Below are 15193 nucleotides of genomic sequence, written 5' to 3' on the forward strand. Positions count from 1 at the left end.
AAAAAAGCCGCTTAATGCGGCTTTTTTTAACTCGAAAAATTAAGGCATCGCGTCAAGATCAGCGCCTTCTTTTTCAACTTCTACTGGTATTAGATCTTCTTTACTCACACCCATCGCCACCGCAACAGAGCTGGCAACATAAACTGATGAATAAGTACCGATGAAAACACCAAACAACAAGGCTGTAGCAAAACCGTGAATAGTCTGACCACCCCATACAAACAACGCTATCAATACCAAAATGGTGGTAATTGAAGTAACTAATGTACGGTTAAGTGTTTGTGTTAGTGATATATTGATAATCTCTAAAGTATCGTCGATTCGCACTTTCCTGAAGTTCTCACGAATACGGTCTGAAACAACGATAGTGTCATTCAGCGAGTAACCTATTACCGCTAAAATTGCAGCTAATATGGTTAAATCAAACTCTAAGTTGAGTATAGAGAACAAACCCATGGTCAATATCACGTCGTGAAACAAGGCTGCAACCGCACCAACAGCAAAACGCCATTCAAAGCGAAATGCTACATAAAGCAAGATACAAATAAGGGCCGTTAGCATCGCTAATCCCCCCTGCTCTTTAAGATCTTCACCGACACTCGGTCCGACGAATTCAATACGACGCATTTCAACACTACTGTCAGCTTGTTTCAGAGCGTCAATCAACTGGTTACCAATTTCCTCTGCTTTAACATCATCACCGCGTGGTGCCAAGCGTACTAGCACTTCCTGACTTGTGCCAAACAACTGAACAGATGCATCTGCAAAACCATTTTTAGCTAACACGTCACGAATTTTGCTCAGATCAGCAGGTTGTGAGAAGCCAACTTCAACGGCTGTACCACCAGTAAAATCAAGGCCAAAATTTAGCCCTCTAATTGCCATAGATGCAATTGACGCTACTATCAACAACGCAGAGAATGCCATTGACAACTTGCGCGCTGACATAAAGCGGATAGTGCCTTTTAATTTTAATAACTGCATTACCCGTCCCCTTAGATAGAAAGCTTATCAATACGTTTACCACCAATACATAAGTTGATCACCGCTCGGGTACCAACAATGGCTGTAAACATAGATGTGATAATACCAATTGCCAGAGTTACCGCAAAACCTGCAATCGGACCTGTACCAACAGAGAACAGGATGATCGCTGCAATTAGCGTAGTAATATTGGCATCAAAAATCGTACTAAAGGCGCTGTCATAGCCATGATGAACCGCTTGCTGTGGGCTACGTCCATCTAAAAGTTCTTCACGGATACGTTCAAAGATCAGCACGTTTGCATCCACCGCCATACCTACGGTCAGTACGATACCTGCAATACCTGGTAACGTTAGAGTTGCGCCTGGGATCATTGACATCACGCCAATGATTAATACCAAGTTAGCCGCCAATGCTAGATTTGCTACCAAACCAAAACCTTTGTAATAAATCAACATGAATGCCAATACAAAAGCAAAACCCAACACCACAGCGGTCATACCCGCTTCAATATTTTCCTGACCTAAGCTTGGGCCTACAGTACGCTCTTCTACAATTTGAATTGGTGCAACAAGTGCACCTGCACGTAACAATAGACTTAAATTATGTGCTTCAGCTGGATTATCAATCCCGGTAATACGGAAAGAGTTATTTAAGCGTGCCTGAATGGTCGCTACGTTAATTACTTCTTCAACCTTAATTGGTGGTAGAGCCTTGCCGTTGGCATCTTTCTTACCCGATGGCTTATATTCGATAAATACCGTAGCCATACGCTTGCCAATTGCACGCTTAGTGAACGCATTCATTTTCGCGCCACCTTTGCTGTCAAGGTTAATACTCACTTGTGGACGCTGATATTCATCCATTCCAGATTGCGCGCCGGTGATATGACTACCTTCTAAGATCACACGCTTTTTCAATACAACAGGATAACCATCTTTGTGGTTGATCACCTCAGTACCTGGAGGTATACGACCCGCTGCGGCTGAACGTACATCTGCATTCTCATCCACTTCGCGGAATTCTAGCGTTGCTGTTGCACCTAAAATTTCTTTAGCGCGTGCTGTATCTTGTACGCCCGGTAGCTGAACTATAATACGCTCAGCCCCCTGGCGCTGAACATTTGGCTCAGCAACACCAAGCTGGTTGATACGGTTACGAATAATCGTTTCATTTTGCTTGATTGCGTAATCTCGAATCTCTTTTAATTTCTGATCACTTAAATTCACATAGAACGCAAGATCGTTACCGCTGTCATCAACAAAATTGTAAAGTGGGTAACGACTTTTTAAGAACCGATCCGCTGCATCTTTATCTTCTTCACTGCGCATGATCACTTGAAGACGTTCACTTCCTGCAACACGACGAACTGAACGGTAACGTAATTTCTCGCCACGCAGGTCACTTTTAAAGTCCTGCTCCATCGTCTCTAACGCGTTATCAAGTGCCGTCACCATGTCTACTTCCATGGTAAAGTGCACTCCACCGCTCAAATCGAGGCCCAATTTCATTGGGTTACCACCCAAGTTCTTTAACCATTCTGGTTGTGCTGGACTCATGTTGATTGCAGAAATGTAATCTTCACTTAACGTGCTGCGTAAAAGATCTTGTGCTTTGAGCTGATGCTCAACATTTTTAAAACGCACAAGCACTTGACCGTTTTCAAGAACTGATGACTTTACTGTGATGTTGTTCTGCGCAAGCGTATTGTTAACTTGATCTAGTACGCTGAGATCGGCACTAGCACCCTTTGTGCCAGAAACTTGTATGGCCGGGTCTCGGCCATACAAGTTAGGCGAGGCATATAAAATACCTACCGCCAACACAGCAAGTACCAGCAAGTATTTCCACATTGGATACTTATTTAACACTGGACTATCCCTTTGTTTTTTATTTTTATTATCTTATAACGACTTCATCGTACCTTTTGGCAGTACCGCTGATATCGCTGATTTTTGTACCGTCACTTCAGCTTGGTCATTCAGTGCAATGACAACAAAGTCTTTGTCATCAGCAACCTTGGTAATTTTACCAACCAAACCACCTTGAGTGAGTACTTCATCACCCTTTGCCAATGCGCTCATTAAGTTTTTGTGTTCTTTCACTCGCTTGGCTTGTGGGCGGTAAATTAGGAAATAAAATACCAAACCAAAAATGCCCAACATAATTAGCATTTCCATGCCACCACCCGCAGGTGCAGCACCAGCTGTACTTGCATGCGCACTAGAGATAAACAAACTCATAACACTTCCTCTTTAAATTTTATATTCAATTCTATTTAGTTTCGGCCAGCGGCGGTACATCTTGCCCGCGGCGAGCATAAAAATCTTGTACAAATGCGTCTAACTGACCTTCACTGATAGCATTACGCAGCCCTTCCATAACACGCTGATAATAACGCAGATTATGGATTGTGTTGAGTCGTGCACCTAAAATTTCATTACACTTATCTAAGTGATGCAAATAGGCACGAGAATAATTCTCGCACGTATGACAATCACATTCAGGGTCCAATGGACCAGTATCTGTTTTATGGACAGCGTTACGGATTTTAACCACACCGCCGGTAATAAACAAATGACCATTTCGTGCATTACGTGTTGGCATTACGCAATCAAACATATCAATACCACGGCGAACAGCTTCAACCAAATCTTCTGGTTTACCGACTCCCATCAAATAACGAGGTTTGTCTTCTGGCATTTTATAGGCACAATGATCAAGAATGCGGATCATATCTTCTTTTGGTTCACCCACCGATAACCCACCTAATGCATAACCATCAAAGCCGATTTCTTCCAAACCTTTTTGAGACTCAGCACGTAATTCAGGGTACATACCCCCTTGAATAATACCGAACAATGCCGCAGGGTTATCACCATGACCTTCCTTTGAACGCTTAGCCCAACGAAGTGATAACTCCATTGAATCCCGCGCTTCTTTCTCTGTGGCAGGGTAAGGTGTGCATTCATCAAAAATCATGACGATATCTGAACCTAAGTCGCACTGAACTTGCATTGCTTTCTCAGGTGACAGCATAATTTTTTCACCATTAACTGGGGACTTAAACAAAACGCCTTCTTCGGTGATTTTGCGCATCGCACCTAAACTAAATACCTGGAAGCCACCAGAGTCAGTTAAAATAGGTTTATCCCAATTCATGAAATCATGTAGATCACCGTGTTGTTTGATGATCTCGGTACCTGGACGCAGCATCAGATGAAAGGTATTACCCAAGCAAATTTGCGCACCAGTGCCTTTTAACTCGTCGGGCGTCATGCCCTTTACGGTTCCATAGGTTCCCACAGGCATAAATGCTGGTGTTTCTACAACACCACGTTCAAAAATCAAGCGACCACGACGGGCTTTTCCATCGGTACGATCTAATTCAAATTTCATTGTTACCTCAAAGTCGGAAAAACAGTCCAACTGTTAATAGTTGCTAACATCAAACCTCGTTAACAAACAGGTGAAAAAAACCGCCCAATTCTACCTTGTTTGACAAAGCAATTCTAATTATTGGGTCAAAATTTGTGTTTTAAAGTAAACCCTCAATAAAACACCATAAATAGATACAAAAAACCCAGCGAATGCTGGGCTTTCTTTATGAGCGAGTTTGCTTAGTTAAAAACATAGCGTCACCATAACTGAAAAAGCGATATCGCTGTTCAATCGCACTATGGTAAGCATCCATTATGTGTGTTTGACCCGCAAACGCACTGACCAGCATAATCAAAGTGGACTCTGGTAAATGAAAGTTTGTCACCATGGCATCCACGACTTTGAATTGATAACCTGGATAAATAAAAATGTCGGTATCGCCGGTAAACGCTTTAAGCTCTCCACCATGTACTTTAGCTGCCGATTCTAAAGAACGAACAGAAGTCGTTCCTACTGCAACCACACGTCCTCCTTTGGCCTTAGCTGCTGTAATGGCTTCAACAACCGCCTCTGGAACTTCAATGTATTCAGAGTGCATCACATGCTCATCAACTGAATCTACTCGCACTGGCTGAAAAGTGCCCGCGCCAACATGCAAAGTAATAAACGCAGTCTCTACGCCCTTATCTTTGATCTGCTGCAATAGCTTTTCATCAAAATGTAGACCAGCCGTAGGAGCTGCAACAGCCCCTGGCTTCTCATTATATACAGTTTGATAGCGCTGCTTATCTTCTTCCTCATCAGGCCTATCAATGTATGGCGGTAATGGCATGTGACCAATTTCTTCTAAAATGGCCAGCACCCCTTGTTCAGACTGAAACTCTAACTCAAACAATTCACCTTGACGGCCCAACATAATTGCTTCAGCTTTACCTTCTAAGATCAAGGTAGCACCAGTTTTAGGAGACTTACTTGAGCGAATATGTGCTAATACTCTGTGCTCATCTAGTACTCGCTCCACCAAAACCTCAATTTTCCCACCTGTGGACTTTTGCCCAAACATACGTGCAGGGATAACTTTGGTATTGTTGAAGATCATGATGTCATTGGGTTGCAGCATTTCCAAAATGTCAGTAAAAACTTTATGTGAAATTTCGCCACTATTACCATCGAGTGCCAATAAACGACTACTTGAACGTTCTTTTTTGGGGTGACGAGCAATTAATTCATCGGGAAGTTCAAAACTAAAATCAGCTACGCGCATGACAACATCTCATGTAAGAAAATAGGCGCCAAGTCTAGTGATCCTATTGGGGTAAATCAAGTGCTTGTAACCTTGTACAAATAGCATTAACCTAGCGGGGCTGCGGTTAACCTAGATAAACTAAAACTGCCAGTAAGGTTAAAAAACCAACTTTGTAATTTATTAATTTTTAAAACAGCAACTTATGGGTAGAAGTTGTTCTGAGGTGTCGCTTGTTGTTGAATAAATACGTGGAGTAAGGCGTTAATCGTGGCCAGACAATTAAATTTATTGATTGTAAACTCTAGTGAGCAAGAGCGAAACACAATAAAAAATACATTACAGAAACTGGACGTTTTCACATTTATTGAATGTGAAGACAGCCAAAGCGCACTACAACTGTTGAAAAAACAAGCAGTGGATGTGGTGATTTCTGGATTGGATGTCGGAAAAATTGACGGCTGGCGCTTTTCACGTATGGTGCGCTCTGGACTACTCAATACCCCTAAAAATACTCCTATTGTTCTCATACCACCTATCTATTGCGAGCGCATTGCCGAGACGACTGCGCGTAGTTATAGCATAGATGCTGTACTACCCTTTGAACGCCATACCGCATTACCCCAGATACTGGCAAATGTACTGTCTACTCACTTAGAAAAAAGTAGCCGCCTGAACTTGCTACTGATGGAACCCAACCAACAGCGCGCTGAGGAAATATGCGACCATTTAGCGCTCAATTTTGCTTGCACCCACGTCAACACAACGCATGATGCGCTATCGCTATTTAGGCAAAGTAACTTCGCTATTATTTTGCTAGATGCAACAGCGACGCGAGCACCAGCAGCCAAAGAGCTGGTTACGAATATATTAAAGCAAAAGCCCAATCAAGCGATTGTAACAATCATTGATAGCCGTGATGCTGACTATGCCGAGCAACTTTTGTTACTAGGTGTGACCGACTTTGTCCGCGAGCCTTATGACATATCTATTTTGAGTAAAGTCTGTGATCATGCTGCGCGACGCGAAGATTTCATGGTTAGTTATGCCGAGTTTGAAGAAAAAGTATCGCAATTAAGTCGCAGTGAACAAAGTTATAAAGAATTATTTTCAGCACACCAACGAATTCTACTCCATCTCAATACCGTTGTGATGGAGCTCGATCAGGAAGGACTGATCCGGTTTATCAACCCGGCTTGGGAAGCGCTGTCCGGCTTTGGTATAAAAAGCAGTCTCAATAAATCGTTGTGCGATTTTGTCACCGCTGAATATCAACACACCCTGCAACAGATCCTTGAAAAGATAGTTACGGGCTCACAACATCAAGCAAAAATTGAGCTGCAGATTGGCCACCAGAAACAGCGACAAATTTGGGTCGAGTGTCGTTTCCAATTGATCAAAAACAGTACCAGCAAAGCAACGATTACTGCAACTTTAGATAACATTCACGAGCGTAAACAGGCTGAGTTGCAGCTTAGACATTTAGCGTTACATGATACCCTCACAGGACTGCATAACCGATATTATTTTGACCAACAGCTGCAGTACATTTGTTCATCCGTGGCTCAAAATAGCGACACTGAACATGCATTGCTATATATCGACTTAGATCATTTTAAAATCATAAATGACAGCAAAGGCCATCAACAAGGCGATATTGTGCTCAAAGAAGTATCACAGTTGTTTTGGGAAAACCTTAGTGAAGAACAGCTGATCTTTCGAATCGGTGGCGACGAATTCGCTATTATTTTAAGCAATACAAATCTGCTAGATGCGCACTTAGCCGCTGAAGGCATATGTATGGCAATAGAAAAACATAAGTTTCATTCGGAAGAACACAGTTACTCAATTAGTTGTTCCATCGGTTTGACGCAAATTACGATTGAAAACCATGATGCTAACGAATGTCTCAAGCAAGCTGATATAGCTTTGTATGTAGCGAAGAGTCTAGGTCGAAATTTAGTACATTGTTACAGCAAAGAAGATGCAAAAAACAGCACATTACAATCAGGCTTAGAGTGGGGTCATAACGTTCGTGAAGCCTTACAAAATAACCTTATTGAATTGTACTACCAACCAATATGGGACTTTAAAAATAATAATATCGCCTACTACGAAGCATTGCTGCGCTTGGTCGTCAAAGGAGAGTTAATATATCCAAATCAGTTCATTCCAGCATTAGAGCTGCTCAATGACACCTTTCTTATGGATCAGTGTGTTATTAAGCATGCTATTGCTGCTGTCGCGCAGCATCCAGAGCTCAATCAAGTGGCGATTAATTTATCTGCCCAGTCGTTTTTAGACGAACGTTTGCTCCCTCATATTCAGACATGTTTAGTTGAGTATCAGGTGGCTGCCGAGCGCATCATTTTTGAAATTACAGAATCCGCAAGTATTAAAAATTTAAGTGCAACTCAGGCTATGATAGCCAAGCTCAATCAACTAGGTTGCCATTTCTCTATTGACGATTTTGGCACTGGATTCAGTACATTTAGTTATTTAAAACAACTACCTGCGCAGCATGTAAAAATAGATGGCTCATTCGTACGAGACATGCTCAATGACCCCATAGATTTGGCGTTGGTTAAAGCCGTACATGATATTAGTCATTCATTAGATAAGCGCTCTGTGGCGGAATACGTTGAGAATTACGAAATATTTAAAGCACTCAAAGATATTGGTGTCGATTACGCTCAAGGCTTTTATATTGCCAAGCCGATGCCGATTGAAAAATTAAAAGCGGCGATCCCAACTATTTTAGCCAGCAAAACAATCCGATAACAAATATATACAAAAGTCGACTTTTCCTTCCTGCAAATTCATCTATAATTACTCTACATGAGGCTGTCCAGCTAAGTTGTTGATTTTACCATTTTGACTGGACATTCAAAGGATTGAGTTACATCACCTTATGGACGTCTAGGAGTGTAATTATGAGCCAGTTAATGATTTTTCTTTTTGTTATCAATATTTTGGTAGCAGTGCAGTGTTATAGAAATGCTCGAATAAAGGGCTATCCAAGTAAAGTGTTTACTTTATTGGGCCTTATTCCTTACTTTAATTTGGTTGTTTGGGTCTATTTACTGTTTTTACCGGACCTAAGCTCAGCCAGTAAGTTTGAACCTTCCTAACGAATTTTTGGGCGCTGTGCGCCCTATTTTTTCAGTCTTTTGACTGTGCACATTGCAATTGTACGAACTCAGAAACTTGTTCACTGAAAAGACGAAAGTCTCTGATCCTGCCCGTCGTTTTGCGCCACAACAAACCAATTTCACGGTATGCATCACCCAGTGTATCACTGGCCACCATAGGCTTGCCATTTAAGATCCCCGCATTCAGCGCCATTTGCGGCAAAAACGTCACACCATTTTGGTATTCAACCATGCTCAGTAGAGTATGCAAATTAGCCGCTTCAAACGGATTAATACAATCGCTTCGGTTAAGGTGACAAGCACTTAGCGCATGACCCGTCATACAATGCTCTCTTTCTAGTAAAAATACACTTTGCTCTGGCAGCAGGTTAAAGTCAGTCACATTATCCGCAATGTGATAATCCTTATGGTGGACCAAAGAAAAATGATCTTTAGCTAATACCTGCGTATGAAAACGCTCGGTGTGATAAGGTAGCGCGAGCATCGCCATATCTATGTGTCCATGTTCCAGCTTATCAAGCAGCCTATCGCTCGTATCTTCCACAAGCACCAATTGCAACTGCTCAAACTGTTGTTTACAGAACTGATAAAGCGGTGCAGCAATAAAACTGGCAACCGTAGGGATCACGCCCAATGTTAACTTGCCACTAAGAGGATGTTTGTAGCTTTTGGTGAGTTCTTTCACACTCATGGTGTCAGCAATGATCTTCTTTGCCCGCGTGACCACTTCCTCACCAATGTCAGTAAACATCAAGCTACGATTCTCACGCTCAATTAACTGACAACCTAAAGTTTCTTCTAAAGTCTGAATTGCACTACTTAATGTGGATTGACCTATAAAACAGGCTTCTGCTGCACGGCCAAAGTGTTGATGCTGATGTACGGCAATAAGGTATTGGAGTTGCTTAATACTGGGCAGGTTATTCACTATGGGCAAGATTTATCAGAATATACAATGGTGTCAGTATACCCCTGATGTAGAACGAGTAAAACCTTCTTTAGGTCCCCATAAATAAAAAGACCCCAGCACTGGTGTGCTGAGATCTTTTCAAGCTAAAAGTCTGTCTTTCTAAGTTACACGCCGAACGCGAATCTCAGAACATAGAATATAACAATAGCAAGAGCTGCACCAACTGGCAATGTGATTACCCAAGAAACTACAATGTTTCTGATCACACTCATGTTTAATGCCGCAATACCACGCGCCATACCCACACCTAAAACCGCCCCTACCAACGTCTGAGTGGTTGAAATAGGCAAACCAGTACCTGATGCAATTACCACGGTTGATGCAGCAGCTAGCTCAGCTGCGAAGCCGCGACTTGGTGTTAAGTGTGTAATACCTTCACCAATCGTTTTGATTACTTTCTTGCCCAAAATTGCCAAGCCAGCAACAATCCCTAAACCACCTAGCGGTAAAATCCACCAAGCAAGGGCTGCTTTCTTAGCCATTACACCATCATTTTCGACGATGTTCACAACCGCAGCTAGAGGACCGATTGCATTCGCTACGTCATTTGAACCGTGAGCAAAAGCCATACAACAGGCAGTCAGTACCATAAGTACAGCAAACACTTTCTCAACGTTGTTGAATTGCATTTGTTTATCAGCTTTAGGGTCCATCTTAAGACGTGCGATAGCTACCTTACCAATGAGACCGACAAATACAGCAATACCGATAGCTAGAGCATAGCCCTCGACAGTACCAAGGTTAATACCAACATGCTTAAGACCCTTTTTAATGGTGACAAGCGCCATTACGAAGCCCGCAAGTCCCATATAAACGGGTACATAGCGTTTTGCATTTTGTAGTGGTGTTGAGGTGTCAAAAATAAGTTTTTGTGCACTCATGAAAATTAGATACGCGATAAAACCAGATATCGCAGGTGTTACAATCCAACTACCTACAATCCCCGCAACCTTACCCCATTGAATTGCTTCGCTGCCTACAGCAACCAATGCAAAGCCGATGATAGCACCAATGATTGAATGTGTTGTTGATACCGGCCACCCTAAAACAGAAGCCATTAGTAACCAAGCGCCTGCCGCAAATAGTGCCGAGATCATCCCCAATACCATTAGCTCTGGAATATCAACAAATGGCGCAGCATCAATGATCCCTTTACGGATCGTCGATGTTACCTCACCGCCCGCTAGATACGCACCAGCAAATTCAAAGACCATAGCAATTAAGATTGCTTGTTTAATGGTTAGTGCTTTCGAACCAACCGATGTACCCATCGCATTAGCAACGTCATTTGCGCCAATACCATAAGCCATAAAGAAACCAACCGCCGCTGCTATAAGCACCAGCATGGTACCGTAGGATGCAATGATATCCATTGTAAAACCTTACTTATTAAACTTCTTAATTTGAATTAACGTGCGAGCATCAGCTCTAAGCGAGAACCAACGCGCTCAGCGATATCGGCAAGTTCACCGACCCACTCAATGATCTTGTATAAGAACATCACATCAACTGGATTTAACTCTCCCTCAACAGTGCGTAACTCTTGGCGGATTCTGATTTGCATTTCATCCGTATCTTGCTCGATCGCATCCAATTCGACCAACATATTTTCTACCAAGGTTACTTCGCGACCGCGGAAACCAGTTTCTAATAGCTCATCAAGTTCATTAATGGCTTTAGAAGCTTGCTTTGTCGCATCAACACACCGCTTTAAGTAAGCTAGGAACTCTGTTTGAATTGTTTCTGGAATTACCATTTCACGACCAACAACGCGACCCGCGATGTCTTTCGCTTTATTAGCTATTTTGTCTTGATGAGTAATAAGTTCAAGTAGATCTGTACGTTCTACAGGCATGAATAAACCACGAGGCAACTGTAAACGAACTTCTCGTTTTAATTTATCTGCTTCGCGTTCATAATTGCGGATTTGTACACGTAGCGCTTCGGCTTCGGTCCATTCCCCTTTAAAAACATGATCAAAAAACGGCACTAAAGCTTTACTTGCTTTGTGAACAATCTTGATGTGTTCTTCGATTGGTTTAATAGGTGATTTTGCAAAAACCCCTAAAAACGCATTTGTAGGCATAACTGACCCTTAAATCATATTTATATGCTTTGCGGTAGGTAATTTTACAGCATTGAGCAATATTGTGAACGATTTTTATCGGTAAGATAAATTAAGTTGACCTTAACCTTAAAAGCTATGGTCAACTTAGATGATGTGAATTACAGAGTTTTCTCTATATCTTCTTGAGATATATGGCGAATATCTTTGCCATTAACAAAGTATATTACATATTCTGCAATATTCTGACAGCGGTCGCCAATGCGCTCTAAAGAGCGAACAGACCAAATTAAATCCATAATTTTTGGAATAGAGCGAGGGTCTTCCATCATGTAAGTCATAATTTGACGTGTCAACGCTTCATATTCTCTATCAACTTTGGCATCTTCTTTATGTACTTCGAAAGCACGCTGGGCATCCATTCTTGCAAATGCATCAAGTACATCATGAAGCATTTTCGATACTTGGCGACCCATATTTTCGATATTAACCAGTAAGTCTTGCTGATCCTTGGTAAAAGAATCTAGTGCCACTCGCGCAATGCGTTCGGCTTCATCGCCTATACGCTCTAGATCTGCAATGGTTTTTGCTATTGCAACCACCAGACGCAAGTCGCTCGCTGCAGGTTGACGCTTAGCAATGATGCGCGTACATTCTTCATCAATGTTCACTTCCATAGCATTGACTTTGTAATCATTTTCACTGACTTTACGCGCTTTTTCAGCATCGCATTCATTCACTGCATCAAGTGCTAAATTAAGCTGTTGCTCAACCAAGCCCCCCATGCTAAGTACATGGTTACGAACATTTTCTAGCTCTTCATTGAAACGACCAGAAATGTGTTTATTTAAATTATGTTCCATATTTTTCCCCTATGTCAGCCGCTTAACCGTAACGACCCGTAATGTAGTCTTCGGTTTTCTTCTTCGATGGGGTTGTGAATAGCGTATTGGTATCCGCATATTCAATCAGCTCACCCATATACATAAACGCGGTCTGATCCGAAACACGAGCAGCTTGTTGCATGTTATGCGTAACAATAACTACAGTGTATTTGTTCTTAAGATCGTTTATTAATTCTTCTATAACCAAAGTAGAAATAGGGTCCAATGCCGAGGTGGGTTCATCAAGTAGCAACACTTCCGGCTCAATTGCAATTGAACGCGCGATAACCAAACGTTGTTGCTGACCGCCAGATAACCCAAACGCACTATCGTGTAGACGGTCTTTTACTTCATCCCATAACGCCGCACCACGCAAAGACTTTTCCACTACTTCATCTAGCTTACGCTTATCTTTGATCCCTTGTAAGCGTAACCCATAAACTACATTTTCGTATATTGATTTTGGGAAAGGATTTGGGCGCTGAAAAACCATTCCCACATTACGACGCAGCGCTGCAACATCGACGCGTTTATCGTAAATATTTTGGCCATGCAAAATAATCTCGCCTTCAATACGACAACTATCAACCAAGTCATTCATACGGTTGATACAACGTAACAAAGTCGATTTACCACAACCAGATGGACCGATAAACGCGGTTACCTGACCTTTAGGGATCAACATATTTACTTTGCTCAGCGCTTGCTTGTCACCATAGTAAAGATCTAGGTCTTTGATTTGCAGAGACGTTTGCTCTGGAGTCAAATTTGCAAGATCGAGCTTTTTTTGGCCGTTGGCCTGATTAACTTCTGGAGCTACTGTAATCATTACTTTTACCTACTTAAAATCTTTACTATTAATGTTCAAGTGATCTGAATTTTTCACGCAAGTGGTTACGAATACCAATTGCCGTGATGTTCAGCGCGATGATCACCGTCACTAACAAGAATGCAGTTGCATATACTAACGGTCGCGCGGCTTCAACATTCGGACTTTGAAATCCTACATCATAAATATGGAAGCCCAAGTGCATAAACTTACGGTCTAAATGAATGTATGGGAAGTTTCCATCCAACGGTAACGTGGGTGCCATTTTAACAACACCTACCAACATCAGCGGAGCAACTTCACCCGCAGCCCGTGCGACTGCCAAAATCAATCCAGTCATAATTGCCGGACTTGCCATAGGCACAATGATACGCCATAGCGTTTCAGCTTTTGTGGCACCTAATGCCAATGACCCATGACGTACCGTACTTGGAATTCGTGATAAACCTTCCTCGGTTGAAACGATGACCACAGGCAAGGTCAGTATTGCAAGGGTTAATGCAGACCAAATCACCCCAGGCGTACCAAACACAGGACTTGGCGCAGCTTCTGGATAAAATAATTGGTCAATTGAACCGCCTAACATATAGACAAAAAAGCCCAGACCAAATACACCGTATACAATTGACGGCACACCCGCCAAGTTAATTACCGCGATGCGGATCATTTTGGTCACTGCATTTTTAGCAGCATATTCATGTAAGTAAATTGCAGCAACTACCCCAAATGGAGTCACGATTACCGCCATCAACATTACCATGAACACCGTACCAAATATCGCAGGGAACACCCCACCTTCCGTATTTGCCTCACGTGGGTCATCACTAATGAATTTTCCAATCTGCGAAAAATAGTGTCCAACCTTGGCAAAATAACCCATATCATTTGGGAACCAAACATCAAGTACTTGGTATAACGGTAATGTAACTAATTCTCCACGCATGTCTCGAACGATCACTTGGTCACGTTTAGCCAACTTACGTAATTCAAATAGGCGCTCTTCGAGTACTTTATATTCTTCTCGCAACTGCGCTCGACGCGCTTGTAACTCAGCCATGCGCTCATCAGTGAGCGCATTATCAAGTGCATAGCCCTTTTCTTTTAGGCGCATACGCTCAAGTTCATAGTTAATATGGCCAATATCACCATTTTGCAGATCTAGCGCTTCATCATTTAGATCAACTGCACGTTCGACCAGTTCATAAAGACGTTCTGTTGCATTCTCTTGCACAACTTTGCCATCTTCGATGACCTGCTCGACATAGCCATAAAAATTACCATTCTTGCTACGTTCAAATACCGCTAGGTTTGCTGGCGCTGATTGTTGTTTAATATCCGTCGAAAGTACCCAACGGAAATCCAACTCAACATATTCACGGTTACCCGTTTTAACCAACATACGCTCAATAAATTCTCGATCGTAAGCTGATAAATCGAAACCTGCCGCTTCTAATCGTGATTTGGGTACTTGCTCACGATCGTAAATCTCACCAATTACTATTTGCTTAGGAACTGAACCCTCTAAATGCAGCTCAACAACCTGAGATGGCCAAAAAAAGCTTAAACCTTTCCAAGCTATCATTGCCAATAAGCCGAGTACCGAAATCAAGCTAATACTTACTGCACCACCTGTCATCCAGATCCACGGAGACCCTGACTTAAACCACTGTTTTACCATGTCATGA

Annotated in this window: 13 protein-coding genes; 2 read left to right on the forward strand and 11 right to left on the reverse strand. The window is 42.2% G+C overall.

The genetic code is table 11. From position 1 onward, the window contains the following. Positions 1–39: 39 nt before the first annotated feature. The 5 genes from secF to queA form a co-directional block, all read right to left on the reverse strand. Positions 40–984, reverse strand: a complete 945-nt coding sequence (secF, locus tag BIW53_RS06165; protein WP_070991002.1) for a protein translocase subunit SecF — start codon at positions 982–984, stop codon at positions 40–42. Between the two features lie 11 nt (positions 985–995). After that, entirely contained in the window at positions 996–2855 is a 1860-nt protein-coding gene (gene secD, locus BIW53_RS06170; protein WP_070991003.1) for a protein translocase subunit SecD, read from the reverse strand. A gap of 33 nt (positions 2856–2888) precedes the next feature. Then, positions 2889–3227, reverse strand: coding sequence for a preprotein translocase subunit YajC (gene yajC / locus BIW53_RS06175; protein ID WP_070991004.1), 339 nt, complete (start codon positions 3225–3227; stop codon positions 2889–2891). Positions 3228–3258: 31 nt separating this feature from the next. Next, a complete protein-coding gene (gene tgt, locus BIW53_RS06180) occupies positions 3259–4383 on the reverse strand; it encodes a tRNA guanosine(34) transglycosylase Tgt (RefSeq protein WP_070991005.1) in 1125 nt (374 codons plus the stop codon). A gap of 205 nt (positions 4384–4588) precedes the next feature. Continuing rightward, a complete protein-coding gene (gene queA / locus BIW53_RS06185) occupies positions 4589–5629 on the reverse strand; it encodes a tRNA preQ1(34) S-adenosylmethionine ribosyltransferase-isomerase QueA (protein ID WP_070991006.1) in 1041 nt (346 codons plus the stop codon). 249 nt (positions 5630–5878) lie between these two features. On the opposite strand from queA, the gene BIW53_RS06190 reads away from it, so the two are divergent. Both BIW53_RS06190 and BIW53_RS06195 read left to right on the forward strand, forming a co-directional pair. Further along, positions 5879–8389: a GGDEF/EAL domain-containing response regulator gene (locus tag BIW53_RS06190; RefSeq protein ID WP_070991007.1), complete on the forward strand. Its 2511-nt coding sequence runs from the start codon at positions 5879–5881 to the stop codon at positions 8387–8389. 152 nt (positions 8390–8541) lie between these two features. Next, positions 8542–8739 (forward strand): hypothetical protein, encoded by a 198-nt coding sequence (locus tag BIW53_RS06195; protein WP_070991008.1) that lies wholly within the window; start codon positions 8542–8544, stop codon positions 8737–8739. 31 nt (positions 8740–8770) lie between these two features. Here the strand turns inward: BIW53_RS06195 and BIW53_RS06200 are convergent, their stop codons facing one another. From BIW53_RS06200 to pstA, 6 genes are all read right to left on the reverse strand, one after another. Then, entirely contained in the window at positions 8771–9688 is a 918-nt protein-coding gene (locus BIW53_RS06200; RefSeq protein WP_070991253.1) for a hydrogen peroxide-inducible genes activator, read from the reverse strand. Between the two features lie 146 nt (positions 9689–9834). Further along, positions 9835–11103, reverse strand: a complete 1269-nt coding sequence (locus BIW53_RS06205) for an inorganic phosphate transporter (RefSeq protein WP_070991009.1) — start codon at positions 11101–11103, stop codon at positions 9835–9837. Positions 11104–11138: 35 nt separating this feature from the next. Then, positions 11139–11816 carry a TIGR00153 family protein gene (locus tag BIW53_RS06210; RefSeq protein ID WP_070991010.1) on the reverse strand — a complete coding sequence of 226 codons (678 nt, stop codon included), beginning with the start codon at positions 11814–11816 and terminating at the stop codon, positions 11139–11141. 140 nt (positions 11817–11956) lie between these two features. Next, positions 11957–12658: a phosphate signaling complex protein PhoU gene (gene phoU, locus BIW53_RS06215; protein WP_070991011.1), complete on the reverse strand. Its 702-nt coding sequence runs from the start codon at positions 12656–12658 to the stop codon at positions 11957–11959. Positions 12659–12680: 22 nt separating this feature from the next. Further along, positions 12681–13508, reverse strand: a complete 828-nt coding sequence (gene pstB, locus BIW53_RS06220) for a phosphate ABC transporter ATP-binding protein PstB (RefSeq protein WP_070991012.1) — start codon at positions 13506–13508, stop codon at positions 12681–12683. A gap of 28 nt (positions 13509–13536) precedes the next feature. Then, the gene (pstA, locus tag BIW53_RS06225; RefSeq protein WP_070991013.1) at positions 13537–15186 is read right to left on the reverse strand and encodes a phosphate ABC transporter permease PstA; all 1650 of its coding nucleotides are present in this window, start codon (positions 15184–15186) and stop codon (positions 13537–13539) included. Positions 15187–15193 lie beyond the last annotated feature (7 nt).

The organism is Pseudoalteromonas byunsanensis (genome assembly GCF_001854475.1).
Taxonomy (GTDB): Bacteria; Pseudomonadota; Gammaproteobacteria; order Enterobacterales; family Alteromonadaceae; genus Pseudoalteromonas; species Pseudoalteromonas byunsanensis.

Coding starts and splice junctions, on each gene's coding strand:
- secF (WP_070991002.1), bottom strand. CDS start 984: ATGCAGTTATTAAAATTAAAAGGCACTATCCGCTTTATGTCAGCGCGC.
- yajC (WP_070991004.1), bottom strand. CDS start 3,227: ATGAGTTTGTTTATCTCTAGTGCGCATGCAAGTACAGCTGGTGCTGCA.
- tgt (WP_070991005.1), bottom strand. CDS start 4,383: ATGAAATTTGAATTAGATCGTACCGATGGAAAAGCCCGTCGTGGTCGC.
- queA (WP_070991006.1), bottom strand. CDS start 5,629: ATGCGCGTAGCTGATTTTAGTTTTGAACTTCCCGATGAATTAATTGCT.
- BIW53_RS06195 (WP_070991008.1), top strand. CDS start 8,542: ATGAGCCAGTTAATGATTTTTCTTTTTGTTATCAATATTTTGGTAGCA.
- BIW53_RS06205 (WP_070991009.1), bottom strand. CDS start 11,103: ATGGATATCATTGCATCCTACGGTACCATGCTGGTGCTTATAGCAGCG.
- BIW53_RS06210 (WP_070991010.1), bottom strand. CDS start 11,816: ATGCCTACAAATGCGTTTTTAGGGGTTTTTGCAAAATCACCTATTAAA.
- phoU (WP_070991011.1), bottom strand. CDS start 12,658: ATGGAACATAATTTAAATAAACACATTTCTGGTCGTTTCAATGAAGAG.
- pstB (WP_070991012.1), bottom strand. CDS start 13,508: ATGATTACAGTAGCTCCAGAAGTTAATCAGGCCAACGGCCAAAAAAAG.
- pstA (WP_070991013.1), bottom strand. CDS start 15,186: ATGGTAAAACAGTGGTTTAAGTCAGGGTCTCCGTGGATCTGGATGACA.